Consider the following 22277-nt stretch of genomic DNA (forward strand, 5'->3'; position numbering starts at 1 on the left):
CGGTTTTTTTTATGTGCATCCGGACTGTTTTATAGGGTGTGCATCAGTTGAATAATATCACGGCTGATCTCTTCATTCCGCCATTTGTTTTCTATCCATTCGGCGCCCGCGCCGGCAAGCGTTTCAAAGTGTTGCCGGCGGTTATATACATCGGTGATAGCGTCTTTGATACCCGCTGCGGTAATGAGGTCCCACGTGCCATGGATACTGCCGTTGAAATTGGCGGTTTCCCTGCCGGCAGATGGAATGACTTTACAGAAGCCGCTTTCCGCCAGTTCGCGGTGTGTTGGGATATTGGAGATAATGGTGGGCACGGCGAGGTACATACTTTCCCGGGGGGTATAGGACCAGCCTTCACCACTGGAAGGAAAGATGTAGCAGGATAAACGATGGTACCAGTCAGATACCCAATCGGCGTCGTGTTTGCCTGTGGTCCAGCTGACAAACGGAGCTTTTTGCATTTCTTCAAATGGCCGGGTGTCCAGCCAGTCATAGAACGAAGCAACATGTATATGTAGTTTTAGCTCCGGTATATTGGTCTGTTGCAGTTCTTTGCAGGCTTCATATAACTTGTCCAGATTTTTCCGTGTGACAGGTATTCCCAGAAACCCCACATGGAAATGCTGATTGTCAAGGGTCCTTTTTTTTCTGGGATATCGCCGGTAACCATTGTGTACAACGGAAACGGGTATACGTATCCCGGCATTCAGATACATTTGTTTGACCGCTTCATGCGGAACAATGCAGTACTGGTATTGGTTGATGGCTGTTATCCACTCCTGCGGAAGATTATCGGATTCAAATGTGGTGAATATCATATTGGTGTTACGTGCCGTTATCCGTTCCTGATAGAGCGTCGGAATACCACAGACCAGTACGCTCGCACCTGAGAGATGGGAGGTGTCCGGTACGATAGGGCCCACCGGCCTCACTTCATTGAAAAGCCCTGATAGTCCGTCGTACGCGGCTTCTTTGGAGGGATAGGTTTCCAGCACTACGATTTCTCGTGGAGATGTTTGATCAGCTGCGTTGTTCATGGGAGGTGAGATTTGGAGAATGACCTGTTTGCCAGCGCCAGGAGCCCATATGCATGTGTATGGCATAGGTACCGAAATGACAGGAAGCGGGGCCACAGGAAATGGGGCAGTCGCCGCCGTCGTTGGGCAACAGGGTGATGTTATTGTATTGACCGGCATACTGGTGATATACATGGGTCAACAGTCCGGGACCGGTAGTTTCCAGGATATCTGATTCTGCCACGACCGGTTGTCTGGCCTTCTGCTGTGCCGCCTGGAGGAAATGCAGCCAGAACGGATGCCGGGGTATTCCGCCGAACATATAGTTTGCGATGCGAACAGTATGCTGATGACCCAGCAGGGTGCATTGTTCCTGTGACAGCACTTTTTCGGTTGCCAATACGAGGCTGTGGACGGAGAGCGGATCCAGTGGTTTCAGGCAATGCATGTCCAGGTCGAGATAAAAACCTCCATGGAGGTATATGATCATCGTGCGGAGGATATCTGCCCGTTGCACCGGCCGGGGATAGGCTTCATAGTCCGGCAGCCATTCCGGGAAATGTGCGGACACGATGGCGATGGCAGCCTGATCATCCCAAATCTTTATTTCCCACTCCGGATGAAAATGCCGCATCTCCCGGATGAAGGGAGCATATTGTGGGGGGAGTTCCTGCCGGGCGCTGATGAGGTGGATTACTTTAGGGATAGCGTCCATATTAACTGTATTGTGATGCCGGCTGAGAAAGGCGACGGAACTGACCGACCGTTTGCTGTACATCGCTGACGGCTTTTGTTACCAGTGCATCAAAACAGGCGGCGATATCTTCTATCATCGGTGGTTCGAAGATGTACTGATTGTATTTCCAATTGAAGACCAGTCCGTTGTCGTGCTCTGTGATCATGCAGTATATGGGGTAGTGTATGGCGTTGACCGGATGGTGCTGGCCGTCGGGCTGCAATGAATCGGGGATGTCTTCTCCTTTGCGGAAGTAATTGACATATAGATCGCAGCAGTTCCGGAGCTTGTCGCCCTCCAGGCTGAGGAAATTGTGGCTGAAGATCAGTTTCCCTTCTGTGATGAGCATAAATATTTCCTGGTGGACGTTGTTGACGAAATCATCTATTGTTTCATCTTCGTTGATCGCCAGAGGAAGATATACGCTGCCCAGGAGACAGCCGATCAACTGATGGTAGTCGCGTTCAAACCGATCGGCCACGAGAGCGGGTATTAGTACTTTCTTTTGGCCGGTGTAGGCATAGAGGAGTAGTGCCAGTGCTGCATATACAAAAGAGGGAACAGTATATTTTCCGGCGAAGGCTATCTGGCGCATTTGTTCGAACACGGGTCCGGTAATGGTGCTTCTGTAGGCGCTGGCATCCGGACGGTCCAGGATGGCTGACAGTTCCACTGCGGCGAGCGAGGGCCGGTCATTCAGGCGGATGCCTGCTTGTGGATGTCTTTGCCGGTAACTTTTTCTGAAGATGTCTGCATCGAACATGGTATCGAAGCTGGCCAGTTTGTTTTTCCAGAATTGACTCAGCATGCCCTGCTGTTCCCGCAACCACCGGTTTTGTCTTTCACAGTAGTCTTTCAGCTTCACCTTTACCGGGGGCAATACGGGCTCTTGTCCCGTCAGAAAAGCGGCATAAATGACAGCCAGTTCCTGCCGGATCAATTTGTCGGACCATTCGTCGCAGATGATATGGTGTATGAGGAAGGAAAACAGATTGGTACCATTTCCTCTGAATATAAACATTTTAAAGAGCGGGCCTTTCTCAATATTGGCAAAAGTCTCTGCAGCTCTGTCAAAACATTTTTTCCGGATGGGGGCTGTTTCGATGTCTCCGGCCACGGTGATATATTCCAGCCGGAACCGGGTGTCGCTGACTGGCAGTACCACCTGCCGTACTTCGTTGTCCACAAGGGGGAAGACCGTACGGAGGCTGTCATGCCGCTGAATAAAGTACTGTACTGTTTTTTCTGCCACTGTGATGTCCATCTGCGGCAATTCCAGTTCTGTCAGTATAAACGATGGCTTTTGAACAGCGCTCATCGCCTGAAGGTATTTCAGGTATTCTATCTGTCCTATGGAAGGCTCGCTGGAGTTGTTAATTGTTTCGTCCATAAATAAGTTGTTTTCCGGGATATAACTATTGGGTAATCTGATGATAATGCAGTTGCGTAATGTTATCGAGCAGTTGCGATGCGTGTGAAATGGAATGTTCTCCGTTCAGTATCTCACAGATGGTAGTGGTATGTTCATTATTCAACCGGTGGCTGCAGGCAAAGATGTAGCTCCAGTGCTGATGATGCCAGGTGTTGCCACCATGGTAGATATAGATATACAGACCGGGTGATTGGCTGAGGGGGTGAAGATGATTGTTGGCGGTCAGGTATTCTACCGTGGCGGTGTCTTCTCCTGCTTTCCTGCTTTCATATGGCTTTTGTTGCAGGATTTCTTTTTTACAGAGGATGCTGCCTTCCCATATCCGGGTATTGGAGATGTAGGCCTGTTGCTGCGTGGCGTCAAATACAATCCATTCGGTGAGTACAGCGCCATCGCGCTGGTGTGACAGCAAGGCCTGATACTGGCGGGTGAGCCGTTCCTGATGGTACCAGTCGTCATCGTCCCATTGACAGATAAATGTTCCGGACGCTTCGCGGATACCAATATTGCGGAGCTCCCCCAGGGTTTGTTTGGGATGTATGGAAATGCTGATAAAGCGGATGTTGCTGTCCGGGACATATTGGCGTACGAAATCTGCCGTGGCGGCGTCATCTTCTTCATATACCACGATCAGTTCTTTTTCGGGGTAGGACTGTGTCTGGAAACAGGTGATTGCCCGCTGGAGCATGGCGGGTTTTGCCCGGGTAATACAAACACAGGAAATAACAGGATAATGATGGTCCATATACTAACTTTTTTTCCACCAGGTACCTGCATAGTGGTGAATGCCATATGCATGTTGCAACCGGGTGAGGATGGTGGTGTCTTGTGAGGAGTAATCGGGCGCCTCTAATTCGTCTTTCGTCAACGGATATAATAATTCAGGCGCCAGCAGGTTGATTTCGTCTTTACGGGGGTATTGCTGGTATATCCGGGAAAGCATGAAAGGCCCTGTAGACTCCAGCACCCGGTTATTCGGATGGGTGGTGGTATCTGTAGGATGGAGCAGCTCCTCACAGATATACCGGAAAAATTCACTGTCAGGGATGGCGCCCATAAAGGCATTGCTGATGATCAGGTCTTTTTCATGGATAAGACAATGTTCTTCCGGCTCCTTCCCGAATATACAGGTGTTGTTCTGTGACAGCAGTGGGTCCAGGCGGGCAAGGCATTCGAAGTCCAGGTCGATGAAAAATCCACCGTATTTATACAGCGCAAAATACCGTACAGCATCTACCCTTTGTATGTTAGTCGGATAGTTGTCATATACGGACAGGAAATGGGGAAAGTGCGTAGCGATAAAATCCCTGTTCATATCGTCTGTCCATAACCGGTATTCCCAGTGGGGGTGCCGGGACTTCCAGGTTTGTGCCATCTGGGCAAACATTTCGGGAATATCGTGACTCTTCCATGTCTGATGAATGATACATGGTATTTTCATGGGAGAAACAATAAATATATAAGGAGTGTTTTTGTGCTGTGATGACAGGCGACAGGATAAAGCTATCGCTGCTTTTAGCTACAGTGAGCTATCAGCCAATAAAAACGGAAGGAAATAATGATGATAAATTGCTGGCAATCGCCGGTATTGAACAGAAGGTAGGGCGATCAGTTGTTAAGTTAATCGTTTTAGAATAAAAATCAAAATTAATAAAAACTACATTACCGGCATACTGTTGTTGATACTGGTCATAAACATCGTGTCAGCAATATTTGCAGGCAGAATTATTTTTTGATGGATACCGTATTTCAGTAGTCCGACGATGGATTTTACACCCAGTTTTTCTTTCATGTCCTGTCTTATTTTCTCAATTGATCTGATACTGAGATATAGTTCGTCCGCAATTTCCTTGTTGCTTTTTTCTTCCCAGAGCAATTGCAACACCTGTTGCTCTCTTTCACTTAATATAATGGTGTGCCGCTGTGTGCTGATATCCCGTAGTTTGTTCCGGTACAGTGCTTCTGTCAATAGTTTACTGCAGAATATACGATTGTTGGAGATGGTGACAATGGCCAGCAGCAGGTCTTCCGGCTCATCGGTTTTGGCGATGAAGCCGTAAATACCGAGATCCAGTAAGTCGCTGATCAGGTGTATGTCAGTGGTGTCAGACATGACCAGAATCCTGAGTTCAGGATACCGTACCCTGATGGTTTTGAGTATTTGCAGGCCATCCAGGGGATGTTTGAAAATGTCGATAATCAGGATGTCCGTTGTAAACGCATCTAGCTTATCAAACAATTCGGGGAGCGCTGAAGCATGTGCGATGACATTCACTCCTTTTTGGTCACAGAGATAATTTCTCAGTATCCTCCGAAATAATACAGCACTGTCGAATAAGGCAACATTAACAATTTCCGCCGGCATAAGATAGTCTTTTGGGTTAAACAAAATTGACCGTCAATATTGTATACGATGTTACTTTGAGTTTTTGAGACAGTCGTTTGTCTATTTTTTAAAGATACAAAATATTTGAAAATGCATACTTTGTTTTATCGCTGTAGAAAACCGTCACGTTTTTAGTAAAACCCGCAGAAAATTATCGTATAATTACTATCTGAATTCCAAATGGAGTAAACTATTTTAGTAGCAAGAAAACCGTGTGTGTCGAATGCCCTATTGGCCAACAACTTTTTATAGAATCCCCTTTTTACATTTTCCAAACAACAACTTGTTAGTGATCATAGCGATAGCTATATCTGGTCGGTAGATATGCTGGATGTAGAATGCGATACCTTCAAAATAAGTTGACAGTGCCTGCTGCCATACAGCAGTTTGGTATTTCCCCTTTCTCCAATGTGCTGAACTAAGACCAGGTATTGCCGGTAGTGATATCGGTGCGATACAGTAGGTTCCGAACAATCAGCATTCAATTAACCATAAAAGACAAGCAAAAAGTGAACAAGACAGGCATTTTATTTTTCTGTTGTTGTATCTGTGTGACCCTGTTTGCCGGAGACACCGGCAATGGACCGTTATTGCGGAAAATCGATCAGCAGGTGGGACGGTTGATGAAAGAAGGCAATATTCCGGGCCTGACACTGGTCATCATCAACAATCGCCAGGAAAATATCAGGACCTATGGTTATGCCGATCTTCATGCCCAAAAGCCGGTAGGGACAATGACGCTATTCGAAATCGGCTCATGTTCAAAAGCATTTACCGCGCTGGCCGCCCGCCAGTTGAGCGCTGCCGGCAGGCTAAACCTGAACGGGCGCGTATCAGATTATATTCCTTTTTTCCGGGCAACCTATAAAGATAGTGTCGTTGATATATCCCTGTTGCAGCTATTGCATCACAGCAGTGGTATCCGATGGGAGTCTATTGCTGCCATACCGGAGGCAGCAGGGCACGATGCGCTGGAGAAAACAGTGCGGGCCGTCAGCGATATAAAGCTGCGACATCTTCCCGGCACCAAATATGAATATGCGACGGTGAACTATGACATCCTTGCTTTTATTATTCAACGTGTGACGGGACAGTCTATCGAAAGTTACGTGAAACAGCATGTCCTCGATTCGCTGGGTATGCAGCATACTGCTATGGGAATGGCGGTTGACAGTACGCTGATGGCTACGGGATATAAGACCGGATTTTTTTATCCCCGGGCGTACAAAGCGCCGGCATATGCCGGTAATAATGCGGCCGGTTATATTGTTTCCAATGGCAGGGACATGGCCCTGTGGCTGCGATTCCAGATGGGACTGCTGAAGTCGCCGCTACACTCCCTGGCATTACAGACGCAACAACGCGACGAAACTGTTCCGCTGCATGACATGGCTTCTTATGCGATGGGTTGGGACATCTCCCTGAGCGGTAATCAGGAGATATCCCATTCAGGATGGAACCCGAATTTTACTTCGTATATGGCTTTCCGTAAGGATGCCGGAACTGGTGTAGTGGTGCTGGCCAACTCCAATAGTCCTTTTACGGACCTGATTGGTGAAACAGTGATGAAAGTGCTGACAGGTGAAAAAATTGAACAGAAGTTTGACCCGGGAGACAGAAACGACCGCGTTTATTCGTTGATGGCTGGAATATTGGCGCTGTACATCTTATTAGTACTGGGTTTTCTGGTATTGTTAATCGTGTCTGCGGCACAGGGAAAAAGACAATACACGGGTATTACGGGGGCGCATGTTTTGAAAGCGCTTCGTTTGCTGGTAATATTTGCTCCTTTTTTATATGGCCTGTATCTGTTTCCGGAGGCTTTTGCAGGATTCAACTGGCGGACCCTCATCGTCTGGAGCCCTCCCAGTTTGCATGTAATGGTGGTATTGATAGTGGCTGCTTTTGCGGTAAGTTATCTTGCTTATATAGCGGGTTTGTGTTTCCCTGAGCAGAACCGTTTTAAGAGAATGGTACCGCAGATACTGTTGGTAAGTATTCTGTCGGGCATGGCCAATATGGTGGTCATCGCCCTTATTACCACCTCTCTGTCGTCCACGATAGCTGTGCGGTATCTGGTTTTTTATTATCTGCTGACATTAGTGGTTTACCTGCTGGGAAGAAGGTTCGTACAGGTTAACCTGATCAGGTTTACGAGAGGCGTTGTCTACGAGTTGCGCATGCAACTGATCGGGAAAATCATGTCCACTTCTTATCAGCGTTTTGAGCAGATGGACAGAGGAAGGGTGTATACCGTGCTCAATGATGATGTAAATATTATCGGTGACGCTACGAATACGATTGTTATGCTGGTGACGAGCGCATTTACTGCCCTGGGAGCATTTATCTATCTGGGTACCATCGCGTTGTGGGCCACCGTATTAACACTCGCGCTTATCTTGTTTATTACGCTTACCTATTATGCTGTCAGCCGCAGCACGGATAAATATTTCGAAAAAGCACGTGACACACAGAATGATTTTCTCCGGCTGATCAATGGATTGATAGACGGCTACAAGGAAATCAGTATGCACCGCAGTCGAAAAAAGGAATATAAGCAGGACATAGACCACACGGCGGGCGAATACAGAAATAAGATATCCGTTGCCAATATCCGTTTTGTGAATGCATTTCTGGTGGGTGAGTCATCACTGGTGCTGTTACTCGGACTGGTGGTATTTGCGCTACCAAAGATGTTTGGAGGGATTCAGTTTTATACCGTCATGAGTTTTGTGCTGGTGCTGCTGTATTTGATTGGCCCGGTCAACGATGTGCTTAACTCCATTCCGGCACTGATGCAGCTAAAAGTGGCCTGGAAACGGATCCGGAAATTCCTGCAGGATATTCCGGCAGACGATGATACAGATACGCCGGTTATTCCGGGAGGCAGCACATTGGAAAGCCTCACCCTGAAAGCGGTACAGTTTCACTATCAGCAGGGGTTTTCTGTGGGCCCTATCAATCTGGAGGCGCGGAAAGGAGAGGTCCTGTTTATCGTGGGGGGGAACGGAAGTGGTAAAACCACACTGGCCAAGCTGATCACCGGTTTGTATGAACCGGATGAAGGACAGGTGCTGGTGAACGGGGAGGTGAAGAAAGGCGCTGATCTGGGCGGTTGTTTCTCCGCTGTTTTCAGTCCTGCACATCTTTTTGAAAAACTGTACAACATAGACTGTGATCGAAAGCAGGACGAGATCACCCGTTACCTTAAAATCCTCGATCTGGATAAAAAAGTCCGGATTGAACAGAACCGGTATAGTACTATTTCACTCTCTGGCGGGCAACGTAAACGCCTGGCACTTTTGCAGTGTTACCTGGAAGACGCGCCGATATATCTCTTTGATGAGTGGGCGGCTGATCAGGACCCGGATTATCGTTATTTCTTTTACCGGACATTATTACCCGAAATGAAAAAAAAGGGGAAGATCGTCATCGCCATTACACATGACGATCACTATTTTGACGTAGCAGACCATATATACAAAATGAACCAGGGAAAGCTGGAGCATCACCCCAGAAGCCTTTTGTATCCCGGACTACGGCCGGAAGAATCACATTAACCGGAGCTACCATGGAAAAGACTACCGTGAAAAAACGGGTGAAACTTTTTTGCTTCCCGTATGCGGGTGGCTCATCTGCTATTTTTCACTCATGGAAGGCACACCTGGCCCCATTTATAGAATTACATGCCGTAGAGCTGGCAGGCCGGGGACGTCGTTGCCATGAGCCGTTTTACCGGCATGCACAGGAAGCGGTGGACGACCTGCTGCGGCAGATCACTACCGAAATTTACCGACAGCCATTCGCGTTCTTTGGACATAGCCTCGGTGGCGCATTGGTTTACCAGCTTGCCAAAAGAATGAAGACACTGGGATTGCCGGCTCCGGTACATATTTTTTTCTCGGGTAAAGGCGCCCCGCATATACGGCGGGTTGAAAAAAAAGCTTACCACCTGATGTCTGATGCCCGGTTTGCGGAAGAACTGATCAACCTGGGAGGCACGCCGCCTGAGTTCTTTGAACAGCCCGGACTGATGGAGTTCTTTATGCCTTTGCTGCGCAATGATTTCCGGCTAGCCCATGAAGCCGGCCCGGATGAAAACATCGTTTCCTTTGACCATGATATTACCGTGTTTTTAGGAAAGGAGGAAGACTTCATCGAGGAGCAACGCGATGGTTGGAAATTATATACCAAAGGCCACTGCCACATACATTATTTTCCGGGCGGACATTTTTTCCTGCAACAGGAAACGGCCGCAGTCCTGGAATTGATCAACACAACCTTACAGTAATCCATTGTACTCCAAACATCCATACACTATAACGTCATGACTTTAACAGAACTGATCAGAGAACGGAGCTGTCTGACCGGGAAAGGTATCACCTTCATCGAAGGAAGCAGCCAGCAGGTATTGCTGTCATATAGTGATTTGTATGCTGTTGCGCTTAACGTGCTGGGATACCTTCAGCAATGTGGTGTCAGGCAGGGAGATGAGCTTGTTTTACAGGTGCCGGCCAACAGGGACTTCGTCGTTTTATTCTGGGCCTGTATATTGGGTGGGATTATCCCCGTGCCACTGTCTACCGGCACCAACGAAGAGAACCGGTCAAAGTTGTTTGCCGTGTGGCAGGTACTGCAGCGTCCTTATCTGGTGGCTGGCTCAGATGAACTGGCCCGGTTGAGAGACCTGGCGCAGGCGCGTGGTGAAACATTGCTGCTGGCCCAATTGGACCGCCAGGCCCTGTCGGTATCGGATATTTATTCCTCTCAGCAACCTGGTGTTGTTTATCCCGCAACGCCTGATGATATTGCCTTTATCCAGTTTTCTTCCGGTTCTACCGGCACGCCCAAAGGAGTGACCCTGACACATCAGAATCTGCTTTGTAATGTGGAGGCAATCAGCGAAGCTGGAAGATATACGCCCGATGATATGATGGTCAGCTGGATGCCGCTGACACACGATATGGGACTGATCGGGTTTCATCTCAATCCATTGTTTGCTGCGATGCATCAATGTCTGATTCCAACGCCGCTGTTTATCAGAAGGCCGGCCATATGGATGGACGTTGCCACACAATACAAAGCTACCGTGCTGTGCTCTCCAAATTTCGGCTATCGTTATCTGCTGAAACATATGGGGGACGGAGTGCCGGACTGGGACCTGTCGGCCGTCAGGATTCTTTATAATGGCGCGGAACCTATCGCCGCAGACCTTTGCCGGGAATTTCTCGATGTATTCGGCCGGTTTGGACTGAGGCCTTCTGCCATGTGCCCGGTGTACGGATTGGCGGAAGCCACGCTGGCCGTGTCGTTCAGCGATCCGGAAGCTGTTGTGATGGCCGTTCAGATAGATCGGGAGCACGTCGGCATAGGAGATCATATTGTATTGAAGGAAGGGGAAGAAGGCGCTACATTTGTCAATGTGGGGATGCCGGTAAAATATTGCTCCGTGAGGATTGTTGATAGTAACGGTTCTGAAGCAGCAGCGGAAGTGATCGGACATATTCAGATAAAAGGCGCCAACGTAACACGTGGCTATTATAATAATAAAGCAGAAACCCTGCGCCTGATATCTGCGGATGGCTGGCTGGATACCGGAGACCTGGGCTTTATGCACGAAGGAGCCTTGTATGTTACCGGTCGTTATAAGGATATTATTTTCCAGCACGGTGAAAATTATTACCCGCATGATATCGAACGGATAGCTGAAGAGATAGATGGGATAGAGCTGAACAGGATAGCGGTGGCGGGCTTCTTCAATAGTGATACTCAACAGGAGGTGGTCGTGGCATTTGTCATGCACAGAGGTGACCTTCGTTTGTTCCTGCCGCTTGTAAGCCAACTAAAAGCACATATCAATGTACGCACAGGCATTCGTATCGACGTTGTGGCGCCCGTGCGTGAAATTCCTAAAACTACCAGCGGAAAGCTGCAACGGTTTAAGTTGCTGGAACGATTTAAGCGTGGTGAATTTGCAGCAGTAGTGGAGGAAATAGAAATGCTGACAGCCGGACAGCTGACAGAAAAAACAGGAGGGCTGCCTGATAACGCGCAGGAGCAACGTATTCTTGATATCTGGAAAACGGTACTGGACAATAACCTTATTACGGTCACTGACCGCTTTTTTGAGGCAGGCGGTAATTCATTGAAAACAATGGAGATGGCATTGATGGTGGAGCAGGAATTGGATGTAGAGATACCGGCGACACTGTTGTATAAGGCGGAAACCGTACGTGAACTGTCTGCCGCTATTGATGGACTGTCCCGCCGGGAACACCAGGCCATACCGGCGGCAGCGGCACAGGAATATTATCCGGTGGCACCTGTACAGCGACGGATTTATTATGCGTGGCAGCTGGACCGTGAATCTGTGGCCTATAATAACCCTGTCGCGCTCGAACTTAAAGAAGCCGTCGATGTAACAAAATTGCAACAATGCATCCGTGATATGATCGCTGCAAATGAGTCGCTCCGGATGTCGTTTCATGCGATGGGCGAACCAGTGTTCCGGGTACATAACGAGGTCGCGTTTTCCATTACGGTGGTGGACTGTCAGGGTGGCCTTCCCGATGCGCTGTTGCGTCTGCATGTTAAGCCGTTTGATCTTACAGCAGCACCATTGTTCCGGGCCATATTGTTCAGGACTTCGCCAGACAACAGCGTCTTGCTGCTGGACTTTCATCATATCATTTCTGACGGGCTGTCTGTTTTTTACTTCATTGACAGGTTGTTCCGGGCTTATGAGGGTAAAGAAACGATATTGCCATCCATCAGGTACCGCGACTACGCGGTTTGGGCCAATAAGGCATTGCAGGAAGAGCGGATCAACAAACAGCGCAGTTTCTGGAAACAGTACCTGCACGAAAGTATACCGGCGCTGGAGCTACCGGTTGATATGGTGAGGCCGGCCATTATGAAAACAGAAGGGCGAAAATATTTCTTCACCCTTGGTGGAAAAGAGAAAGAAGCGGACCATTTGATGAAGGGGCTGGGCGCTAGCCGACATCAGTTTTTTTTCGCGGTTTACCAACTGTTGCTTTCAAAATACACCGGCAGGAACGAAATACTGACCGGCATTCCTGTGGCAGGTAGAAATCACGCTGCATTGGGTGGCGTATTGGGCATGTTTGTGAATAATTTACCAGTATATACCCATATAGATGATGATCTTTCCTTCCGCGAATTGCTGGCTGGCATAAAGGGAGACCTGGAAGCGGTGTTGCAACAGCAGGAGCTTCCATTTGACGAATTAGTGGCTGCCACAGGAATAAAGAGGGATGCGAGCCGCTCTCCTTTGTTCGACACCATGTTTGTTTATCAGAACATGGGTTTCCCGAAACTGGAAAATGTATCCCGCTATCCGTTTGATCCGGGGTTCTCCAAATTTGACCTGTCTCTGGAGATTTTTGACGAAGACAAAGAAATATCCTGTGCCATAGAGTATAACCTGGCGCTATTCAGCGCAGCTTCAATAGAACGGATGGCAGCGCATTTCCGGGTGCTGGTAGCACAGGTGGCCATGCATCCGGACAAGCCGGTGTCGACGTTGTCTATGCTGACCGGCAGGGAATACGCGGCACATGTGCATACCTACAACGACTCCTTTTTCGAATACCCCACCGAAGTGCCGGTACATAGCCTGTTTAAGCGGATGGCAACCCGGGTGCCGGACAGCACGGCCCTTGAATACAGGGAGGAAAAACTGACCTACCGGCAACTCGATGAACGGGCGGAGCGTCTGGCAGCCTTCCTGCTGCAACGGGGAATTGGAGAGAACAAAGTAGTGGCCGTCATGATGGAGCGGTCACCGGCGCTCGTTATCAGTATATTGGCGGTGATGAAAACAGGTGCTTGTTTTTTGCCGGTAGACAGGGAGTTGCCTGAAGAACGCATGGTTTTTATGCTGAATGACAGTCAATGTGCTTTATTACTGGTAGATGACAGCATTCATCGGGACCTATCCCGCTGGGAGACTGTTCGTATAAATAGTGTGGACCTGACGGCAGGGCCATTGTTCCGCACAAATCCTGGTATGGCGGATACAGGACATACCGCCTACATTATTTACACCTCCGGTACTACCGGAAATCCAAAGGGCGTGATGATTTCACATCGGTCGCTGACCAACTATATCAGCTGGGCTGCCACCACTTATGTAAAAAAAGAGATAGTAGCTTTCCCCCTGTTTACATCTATTTCGTTTGACCTGACGCTTACTTCGCTGTTTACCCCCTTGATCACAGGGTGCCGTTTGATCATTTATCCTGATGATCCGGACAACTTTGTGATGGAAAATATCATTCGGGACAACCGGGTGCAGGTAGTAAAGCTCACGCCTTCCCATTTGAGGTTGCTTAAAAATATATCATTGCCGGAAGACGGGTCTGCTATCAGGAGGTTTATTGTGGGCGGGGAAGATATGAGCACACAGCTGGCATCCGATATTGACAGCAGGTTTGGCGGCAATGTGGAGATATATAACGAGTACGGCCCTACGGAAGCTACGGTAGGTTGCATGATACACCTGTTTAAAAAGGATACCACTACCAAAAGTGTTCCCATCGGCGTACCATCGGGGAATATGCAGATATACTTATTGGACAGGTATTTGCAGCCCGTGCCAACCGGCGTTCCGGGCGAAATATATATTTCCGGTGACGGTCTGGCAAAAGGGTACCTGAACCAGGAAGAGCTGACAGACCAGAAGTTCATTACCAATCCTTTCAATAAGGGAACAAAAATGTACAAGACGGGGGACCTCGCCAGAAGGTTGCCTGATGGCAGCCTTGAATTTGCAGGCCGCATTGATGAGCAGGTGAAAATTAACGGATACCGCGTAGAACTGTCCGAAATAAGGCAGCAGCTGTTAACCTGTGGAGGCGTTGCCGATGCAATGGTACTGGTGAAAAAGAACGAGGCGGACTATCGATTCCTTTGTGCTTACTATATCGCGGAAAAAGATATAGAGGAGATCATATTAAAAGAACATCTCGCGGAAAAGTTGCCCTATTACATGGTGCCTGCCTATTTTATTCGGATCGGGCATTTCCCGTTGACAAGAAACGGGAAGGTGGACGTAACAGCATTGCCTGACGCCGGCGCCATCAGAAAAAGTAAGACTGAAGGGTGGGAGGAGAGTGAACTTCTTCGGCAGATGCAGGAGGTGTGGAGTGATATTTTCCAGGCGCCGGTATCTGTGGCGGATAATTTCTTTGAATTAGGAGGAGACTCCATCAAGGCGTTACAGATAGTGTCCCGGTTGTTGCAGAAGGACATCGTTGTCAATACGAGAGACATCCTGCTTTATCATACCATTCAGCAGATCAGCAAACGGGTAGAAAAACAAGGCGCCAGCCATAGTCATCAGGGTATTACAGCAGGCAGTCGCCGCCTGAATCCTGTAGAAACCTGGTTTTTTCATCAACATTTCCATAATCCCCATTACTATAACCAGTCGGTGTTGCTGCGGGCCAAACGTTCATTAGACCCGGTATTGCTGGGAGAGGTATTCAGAACGCTATTGGAACATCATGACGGCTTACGGTCGAACTATGATCCTGTATCCGGGAAAATGTTTTATAACAATGGACGGCTGCATCAGCCCTTTGCGGTAGAGGTGTGGGACCTCGACGAAAATATGGCGGTTGCTGATATCTGTGCGCAACAGAAAGCGAAGTTCGATATTTTCAACGGCTGTCTTCTAAAGGCCTTATTACTTCGGCGTACCGGGCAACCGGACCTTCTGATGATCACTGCACATCACCTGGTGATAGATGGCGTGTCATGGCGGATTGTGCTGGAAGATCTTTATCAGTTGTATCTCGCTGCCATGGAAGGCAGCAGGTATCGGTTGCCACTTAAAACTGCCAGCGTTGCTGTATGGGTAGACGCGTTATATGCAACGTCGACCGGTAATTTACAGCCGGAGGAAGATGAATGTTTTGAGGTGCCGCAGGACTTCGAGACAACAGACTGGCGAATAGCCGTGCAGAAAACCGTTTCCGGCCAACTGGATGCTGAGGCAACAGAGCGCCTGTTAAAACATTCCTATGGGCTCACAGCCGAGACGCTGCTGGTGACCGCACTGGTAAAAATGTTGCACGAATGGACGCAACAGGATCACATTAATATCGAGATGGAGACACATGGGCGGCACCAGGACACGCCGGATGTGTCCAGGACGGTAGGATGGTTTACCGGTATATGCCCTGTAGTATTTGAATTGCAGCCGGGCAGTTCCGTTGTGGAATATATCAGCGCTGTCCGCAAAAAATTGCAGGAGCTGCCCGCCAGGAGCATGCAATACGGAATAGACCGATACCTGCACAGTGAGGTGGCTAAACCGGAACAGATAGCAGCAGTGAGGTTCAACTATCTTGGACAATTTGAACACGAACTGGAGAATTCCTTATTCACCTACGAACCGCTGAATACCGGCGGTGATATTGATCCGGCCAACCGGCTTACGGCCAGACTGGACTTTAACCTGATGATTATTGGTGGTACGCTTCGCGCAGACATTGGCTACAACAGCACCGCCTACGAACAGGGCACCATGTTGCGGCTCAGGGACCAGTTTCTTGACCAGCTGGCGGCCATACAGGAAATTGTCAGTGGCCAGGATGAATGGATGACCATGGATGGAGGTTTCACAGCCGATCTCAATACGAAAGACATGGACAGCCTTTTCGACTAAACAAACATTTTTTCACTGAAAAAATATCGAACGTTATGACAACATCTAGCCTTTATGAGAAAGTAGGCAATACACCGCTGGTCTCTATCCGGATGGAAGAATTTGATCAGCTGAACCTGTTCGTTAAACTTGAAGCTTATAACCCTACCGGTAGCGTAAAAGATCGTGCTGCCGCTTATATGTTGCGAAAGCTGCTGGCCTCCGGAACAATTGATAAAGAAACGACGATCATAGAATCTACTTCCGGTAATTTCGGGGTGGCGTTGTCTGCCTTTTGCCGGTACTATGGACTGAAATTCATCGCTGTCGTAGACCCCAATATTACCAGTATGAACCAGATGCTGATAGAAAGCAATGGAGCTGAAGTCGTGAAAGTCACCAAGCCGGATAAACATGGGGGATATTTGCTGACCCGCATTGAGAAAGTAACGGAACTGAAGGAGGCGATTGCTAACTCTTATTGGATCAACCAGTATGAAAACCCGCTGAATGCCAGGGCTTATTATGATTCGCTGGGAAAAGAGATCTGCTTTCAGGTCGAAGAGATTGACTATGTATTCCTGGGCGTCAGTTCAGGTGGTACGATCACTGGCGTATCCAAAAAAATCAAAGAGAATTTCCCCGATGCCAAAATAGTGGCCGTTGATGTAGAGGGCTCACGCATTTTCGATCAGCCTGCAAAAAAACGTTTCATCCCCGGAATTGGGTCGAGTATGGTGCCTGGTATTCTGCAGCACGCCACTATCGATGAAGTGGTAATGGTGGACGAATTGTCGACGATCAATGCCTGTTATGAGCTACTGGAAAAACATGGCTTTTTTGTAGGCGGTTCTTCCGGTTCAGTCCTGGCCGGTATCCGGAAATTTTTCTCAGACCGTCAAATGGAGGGGAGTGTACATGCTGTATCTGTTTTCCCGGACAGAGGGGAAAGATATTTTGATACCATTTACAATAAAGAATGGTGCGATAAGGTAAAAAGATTTAAGGAAGAAGAGCGGTTAAGCTTAACCAATGTTTTATAACCTGATTAAACAGTTTCCTATATGGTGCTTCTTGACGAAAAATATATTATAAACGCAGGCATTGACTGGAACCGTACGATTGACGTGATCGAAGACGCGGTAAGGTGTATTGGTAACAGCGATTTTTCCCAGCCTATAAAACCTTATCTTCGTTACCGTAACCTTCGTAACCGCATCATTGCCATGCCCGCCTTTGTAGGAGGGGATATCAATATGGCCGGCATCAAATGGATTGCCAGTTTCCCTGATAATATTAAACAGGGTGTTCCCAGGGCCCATAGTGTGGTGATATTGAACAATGCGGATACCGGAGAACCGGTAGGGATTTTCTGTACTGCGTTGTTGAGCATTATTCGCACTGCTTCCGTGAGTGGTTTGCTGTTAAGGCATTTTATCCGGCAGCGCAATCCCGATAAAGTGAAGGTTGGTATTACCGGTTTCGGTCCAATCGGACAGTATCACCTGAAAATGTGTCAGGCATTGCTGGGCGAGCGGATCGAGCGTATTTCGCTGTTTGACATAAGACCCATAGACGCCGTGCTGACGGATGCATATGATAATGTGGAAGTGGTGGATACCTGGGAAGCCGCTTTTCAGTCCGCTGACATTTTCATTACCTGTACCGTTTCCGATGCGCCTTACATCAATATTCCGCCTAAGCCTGGCTCACTGCATCTGAATGTCTCTCTGAGGGACTATCGTACGGATGTTTATCCCTGGTTTAAGGGGGCGATTATTGTAGATGACTGGGAAGAGGTATGTCGTGAAAAAACGGATATTGAAATGTTGCACCTGGAGCAAGGACTACAGAAAGAAGATACCCGGTCCATTGTAGATGTGGTGAATGGCGATTGTTTGGCACAGTTTCCTCCCGATGCGCCAGTGATGTTTAATCCAATGGGGATGGCTGTTTTTGATATTGCCATCGGCAGCTATTATCTCAAACAGGCACCCGTACCGGCTGTGTGAGAAGTGTTCGCAATTGAATCCGTTTTTGTCCAGATTTGAACAAATTATTTTTATTTTTATTTGTATTCATTTGGTTTTTATTTTTTTTAAAGGATGGCATTTTCTTGGCGCGTTCAGACAATGATTATTTTGTACGATGCATAATTTGCGCCGGGCGCTATTGTTCACTATCAGAAACTCTAAAGCATGTTTCGCCATAATTTGTTATTAATCTATCGGAATTTCAGAAGATTCAAAAGCACATTTGCCATTAACCTGATAGGTTTGTCCAGTGGGATTACCTGTGCGTTGTTGATCTATCTGTGGGTGCATGATGAGCTCAGTTTTGACAAGTTCCATGCTAACGACCGTCAGCTGTATCAGGTGATGGAAAACCAGCATCATGAAGGAGATATTATGACCACGGACGGCACTGCCGGATTACTCGCTGAAGCTTTAAAGGCTGAAATGCCGGAAGTGGAGTATGCGGCGGCGGTAACACCTACCTCGTGGTTCCCCGGTTTTGTGGTGTCTGCCAGGCCTGAAGAGAAATTGAAGGCTACCGGCCAATTTGCAGGGAAAGACTTTTTTAATATATTTTCTTACGGACTAATAGCGGGCAACAAAGATCAGGTGCTGACAGACAAAAACAGCATGGTGATTTCTGAAAGCCTGGCCCATCGTTTATTTGGTACGACAGAAAATATAGTGGGAAAATCCGTGGAATGGCAAATGGAAGACCAGAAAAGACAGGTGCTGGTATCGGGGGTGTTCAAAGATGTACCGCATAATTCTTCCAGTCAGTTTGACTTCGTATTGCCGTTTGAAACCTATAAAGAAATTAATCCGGAGGTAATAGACTGGGGCAACTATGGTTGCAAGACTTACCTTGTGCTGAAAAGCGGAACAGACATCAGCCGGTTCAATACCAAAATAGCGCATGCTGTTGATAAACGGAAAGATGGAAACGCCTATCGTACCCTTTTCATCGCGCCTTATGCTGATGGTTACCTCTATGGTAACTATAAAAACGGTGTACAGGCGGGCGGCAGGATCGAGTACGTAAAGCTGTTTTCCATCATTGCTGTATTTGTATTGGCCATCGCCTGTATCAACTTCATCAATCTTTCTACGGCCAAGGCTACTACAAGATTGAAGGAGGTGGGCGTGAAAAAAGCTGTAGGCGCTGATCGTAAGGCGCTGATCATGCAATATATGGGTGAGTCTATGGCGGTAAGTCTGATCGCGTTGATGATCGCCATCATACTGATTATTATATTCCTCCCGCGGTTCAACGACATCACCCAGAAGCAGATTATGTTGCGGCCGGGATGGGAAGTGGTAACCTCTTTCCTCGCTATTACACTATTGACGGGTGTCGTGGCGGGTGGTTACCCGGCATTGTATCTGTCCGGATTTAATCCGGTAGCAGTGCTGAAAGGAAGGATCAAAGCCTCTGCAGGCGAATTGTTTGCGCGTAAAGGTTTGGTAGTCTTCCAGTTTGCCACTTCCATTATTCTGATTGTGGCAGTACTGATCGTCTATAAACAAATCGAATTCGTACAGTCGAAAAATGTAGGCTATAACCGTGATAACATTGTTTATTTCCAGAAAGAAGGCGCCATAGCGGAGAACCTCGATCCATTCCTGGCAGAAGTAAAAAACATCCCTGGCGTAGTGAACGCTTCCAGTATGGAAGACGTTATCGTGGGAACGCACAGCACTACCGTTGGTGTGGACTGGAACGGGAAAAGCGCCAGCGATGTGGTGAAATTTGAGAATGTAACGGTAAACTATGACATGATAGAAACCCTTGGCGTTACAATGAAGGAGGGCCGGGCATTTTCCCGGAAATTTAGTACCGACAGTTCCGCCATCATATTTAACGAAGCGGCTATTAAAGTCATGAAACTGACAAACCCTGTGGGACAAACGATCAAGCTCTGGGGAAAAGACAGAATGATCGTTGGCGTAGCCAGGAACTTTAATTTCCTCAGTTTACACGAAGATGTTAAACCGCTGTTTTTTAAAGTTAATCCTGCCGGCACCACTAACGTGATGGTAAAAATAGCTGGTGGCGATGAGCGAAGAGTTATTGATCAGATAGCGGAAATATACCACCGGTTTAATCCAAATTATACTTTCAATTCCCGGTTCCTCGATGCGGATTATCAGGCGCAGTATGTGTCGGAAAAAAGAGTACAGGCACTTTCCCAGTATTTTGCATTCCTGGCCATCCTGATCTCCTGCCTCGGTCTCTTTGGCCTGGCTGCTTTCACCGCTCAGCGGAGACTGAAGGAAATAGGTATCCGGAAAGTATTGGGGTCCGGATTTGTCAATATTGTGATTTTGCTCACGAAAGATTTTACCAAGCTGGTATTGTTGTCTATCGCCATCGCTTTACCGATCAGTTATCTGATCAGCAGGAGCTGGCTGGACGGTTTTGCTTTCCACATTAAGCTGACCATCTGGTATTTTCTTGGCGCGGGCGTTATTGCCATACTTACTGCATGGATCACTGTGGGCATGCAGGCCGTAAAAGCCGCCCGTGTAAACCCGCTGAAATGCCTCAAAGATGAGTAGTCCATCAATTTTGTAATCGTTTTTTCGTATATCACAGCCGTTTGTTAACCCCGCTATAACCCCTCTTGTTGTCTGTTTGCTACTACAGTACAACCCCAACCCTTGTGTTTTTCTGAATCATTAATCCATAGACCCGTGGAAAAAATTGCGAGATCCAATACGCAGGATGTCCTGGACCTGAATATGGTCCAGAAAAGCATGTTGTTTCACTATCTGAAAGAAACGCAGGCTAATCTTTATAATGTGCAGCTTTCGCTGGTGATCACCGGCGTGCTGGATGTAACCTTGTTACAACAGGCAATAGCTGCGGTACAGGCGAATAATGAAGTGTTGCGGTCTGTCTTCAGATGGGAACACATCAGCAAGCCTGTACAGATCATCCTCAAAGAATGTCCGATAACATTTGATTATCACGATAAGTCGATGCTGCCAAACGAAGAGAAGGACGCGTTTATAGTATCCTTCCTGTCAGAAGATATGCAGCAGCGGTTTGATATGCGGAAAGTGCCGTTGCGCCTGGCCCTTATCCAGACGGCAAGAGACTCTTTTGTTTTTGTCGTTACCCATCATCATATGTTGTACGATGGTTGGAGTACCGGCATATTCCTGAAAGAAATTTTCCAGTGTTATAAGACGCTTAGTGACGGCGGTACGCCGGTTTTCCCCGGAAAGGCGGCTTACAGGGCATTGCAGGTGCCTACGCTAACAGATGAAATACCGGAAAAATCCGCTGCTTTCTGGAAAACTTATCTGACGGAATACGAGACATTCCCCTCATCTTTTGGAGAACCACCTCCGGCAGCTGAGATAAAGAAATGTACCCGTGCATCACACGACATCGACCTCGATGCTTTTTCACGGAAACACGCAGTTACCAAGGCGGCGGTCATCTATACTGCTTTCGGTATCCTGTTGCAGCAATACAACAATGTCTCTGATGTAGTGTTTGGCACAGTAGTGTCCAACAGGGCGGCCCGGGTAAAGGGCGGCGACCTGACCATGGGCAATTTTATCAACACGCTGCCGCTCCGGCTTCATCAAAAAACAGATGAGTCCTTACTGGAGGCGGTGGTAGCCGTGAATAGAAGTCTGATTGAAAGAAGCAGCTTTACCGGGACTTCCTATCCGGAGATAAAACAAATGCTGCACTTCCCACCTTCGGAACAGCTGTTCGATACACTGGTGGCGATTGAAAATTATCCGCTGGAGGAAAATATCATCAATGGCAATGCCGCTTTTGAGGTCAGGCTGAATACCGTTGTGGAAAGTACCAGCATTCCGCTTGCATTGACCGTCTTCCTGAAAAACGGTGTCGCTTTTGATCTGGCTTACCGCTCCGGACTAATGCCGGATGGTATGGCGGAGTCTATGTGCGATCACCTTTTAGGTATCATTACAGCTATTATCGACCGGCCGGAGGAAAAAACGGAGACATTCAGTTTATTGTCTGCTACAGAA

The 22277-nt window shown here is 47.9% G+C and carries 13 protein-coding genes; 7 read left to right on the forward strand and 6 right to left on the reverse strand.

Features of this window, described 5'->3' with window-relative positions; genetic code table 11:
• Positions 1 to 29 precede the first annotated feature (29 nt).
• From ICL55_RS23425 to ICL55_RS23450, 6 genes are all read right to left on the reverse strand, one after another.
• Positions 30 to 1037 (reverse strand): glycosyltransferase, encoded by a 1008-nt coding sequence (locus ICL55_RS23425; RefSeq protein ID WP_188101921.1) that lies wholly within the window; start codon positions 1035 to 1037, stop codon positions 30 to 32.
• Positions 1021 to 1731 (reverse strand): glycosyltransferase family 32 protein, encoded by a 711-nt coding sequence (locus tag ICL55_RS23430; RefSeq protein WP_188101923.1) that lies wholly within the window; start codon positions 1729 to 1731, stop codon positions 1021 to 1023. The genes ICL55_RS23425 and ICL55_RS23430 overlap by 17 nt, the downstream gene beginning before the upstream one ends.
• A 1-nt stretch (position 1732) precedes the next feature.
• Positions 1733 to 3142, reverse strand: coding sequence for a condensation domain-containing protein (locus ICL55_RS23435; RefSeq protein WP_188101926.1), 1410 nt, complete (start codon positions 3140 to 3142; stop codon positions 1733 to 1735).
• Positions 3143 to 3167: 25 nt separating this feature from the next.
• A complete protein-coding gene (locus ICL55_RS23440) occupies positions 3168 to 3929 on the reverse strand; it encodes a glycosyltransferase family 2 protein (RefSeq protein WP_188101928.1) in 762 nt (253 codons plus the stop codon).
• Positions 3930 to 3932: 3 nt separating this feature from the next.
• Entirely contained in the window at positions 3933 to 4625 is a 693-nt protein-coding gene (locus ICL55_RS23445) for a glycosyltransferase family 32 protein (protein WP_188101930.1), read from the reverse strand.
• A 216-nt stretch (positions 4626 to 4841) separates the two neighbouring features.
• On the reverse strand, positions 4842 to 5549 hold the full coding sequence (locus ICL55_RS23450) for a response regulator (protein WP_188101933.1): 708 nt from the start codon (positions 5547 to 5549) through the stop codon (positions 4842 to 4844).
• A gap of 530 nt (positions 5550 to 6079) precedes the next feature.
• On the opposite strand from ICL55_RS23450, the gene ICL55_RS23455 reads away from it, so the two are divergent.
• The 7 genes from ICL55_RS23455 to ICL55_RS23485 all read left to right on the forward strand — a co-directional run.
• Positions 6080 to 9130, forward strand: coding sequence for a cyclic peptide export ABC transporter (locus ICL55_RS23455; protein WP_188101940.1), 3051 nt, complete (start codon positions 6080 to 6082; stop codon positions 9128 to 9130).
• 11 nt (positions 9131 to 9141) lie between these two features.
• Positions 9142 to 9861 carry a thioesterase II family protein gene (locus tag ICL55_RS23460; protein WP_188101942.1) on the forward strand — a complete coding sequence of 240 codons (720 nt, stop codon included), beginning with the start codon at positions 9142 to 9144 and terminating at the stop codon, positions 9859 to 9861.
• A 36-nt stretch (positions 9862 to 9897) separates the two neighbouring features.
• Positions 9898 to 16266 carry a non-ribosomal peptide synthetase gene (locus tag ICL55_RS23465; protein ID WP_188101944.1) on the forward strand — a complete coding sequence of 2123 codons (6369 nt, stop codon included), beginning with the start codon at positions 9898 to 9900 and terminating at the stop codon, positions 16264 to 16266.
• Positions 16267 to 16301: 35 nt separating this feature from the next.
• Positions 16302 to 17288, forward strand: a complete 987-nt coding sequence (gene sbnA, locus ICL55_RS23470; protein WP_188101946.1) for a 2,3-diaminopropionate biosynthesis protein SbnA — start codon at positions 16302 to 16304, stop codon at positions 17286 to 17288.
• A 21-nt stretch (positions 17289 to 17309) separates the two neighbouring features.
• Positions 17310 to 18257 (forward strand): 2,3-diaminopropionate biosynthesis protein SbnB, encoded by a 948-nt coding sequence (locus tag ICL55_RS23475; protein ID WP_188101948.1) that lies wholly within the window; start codon positions 17310 to 17312, stop codon positions 18255 to 18257.
• A 186-nt stretch (positions 18258 to 18443) separates the two neighbouring features.
• On the forward strand, positions 18444 to 20819 hold the full coding sequence (locus ICL55_RS23480; protein ID WP_188101949.1) for an ABC transporter permease: 2376 nt from the start codon (positions 18444 to 18446) through the stop codon (positions 20817 to 20819).
• Positions 20820 to 20954: 135 nt separating this feature from the next.
• Positions 20955 to 22277: condensation domain-containing protein (locus ICL55_RS23485; protein WP_188101952.1), on the forward strand; the 1323-nt coding region annotated here is incomplete at its 3' end.

This window comes from Chitinophaga varians, from assembly GCF_014529945.1.
Taxonomy (GTDB): Bacteria; Bacteroidota; Bacteroidia; order Chitinophagales; family Chitinophagaceae; genus Chitinophaga; species Chitinophaga varians.

Coding starts and splice junctions, on each gene's coding strand:
- ICL55_RS23425 (WP_188101921.1), bottom strand. CDS start 1,037: ATGAACAACGCAGCTGATCAAACATCTCCACGAGAAATCGTAGTGCTG.
- ICL55_RS23430 (WP_188101923.1), bottom strand. CDS start 1,731: ATGGACGCTATCCCTAAAGTAATCCACCTCATCAGCGCCCGGCAGGAA.
- ICL55_RS23435 (WP_188101926.1), bottom strand. CDS start 3,142: ATGGACGAAACAATTAACAACTCCAGCGAGCCTTCCATAGGACAGATA.
- ICL55_RS23440 (WP_188101928.1), bottom strand. CDS start 3,929: ATGGACCATCATTATCCTGTTATTTCCTGTGTTTGTATTACCCGGGCA.
- ICL55_RS23445 (WP_188101930.1), bottom strand. CDS start 4,625: ATGAAAATACCATGTATCATTCATCAGACATGGAAGAGTCACGATATT.
- ICL55_RS23450 (WP_188101933.1), bottom strand. CDS start 5,549: ATGCCGGCGGAAATTGTTAATGTTGCCTTATTCGACAGTGCTGTATTA.
- ICL55_RS23460 (WP_188101942.1), top strand. CDS start 9,142: ATGGAAAAGACTACCGTGAAAAAACGGGTGAAACTTTTTTGCTTCCCG.
- ICL55_RS23465 (WP_188101944.1), top strand. CDS start 9,898: ATGACTTTAACAGAACTGATCAGAGAACGGAGCTGTCTGACCGGGAAA.
- sbnA (WP_188101946.1), top strand. CDS start 16,302: ATGACAACATCTAGCCTTTATGAGAAAGTAGGCAATACACCGCTGGTC.
- ICL55_RS23475 (WP_188101948.1), top strand. CDS start 17,310: ATGGTGCTTCTTGACGAAAAATATATTATAAACGCAGGCATTGACTGG.
- ICL55_RS23480 (WP_188101949.1), top strand. CDS start 18,444: ATGTTTCGCCATAATTTGTTATTAATCTATCGGAATTTCAGAAGATTC.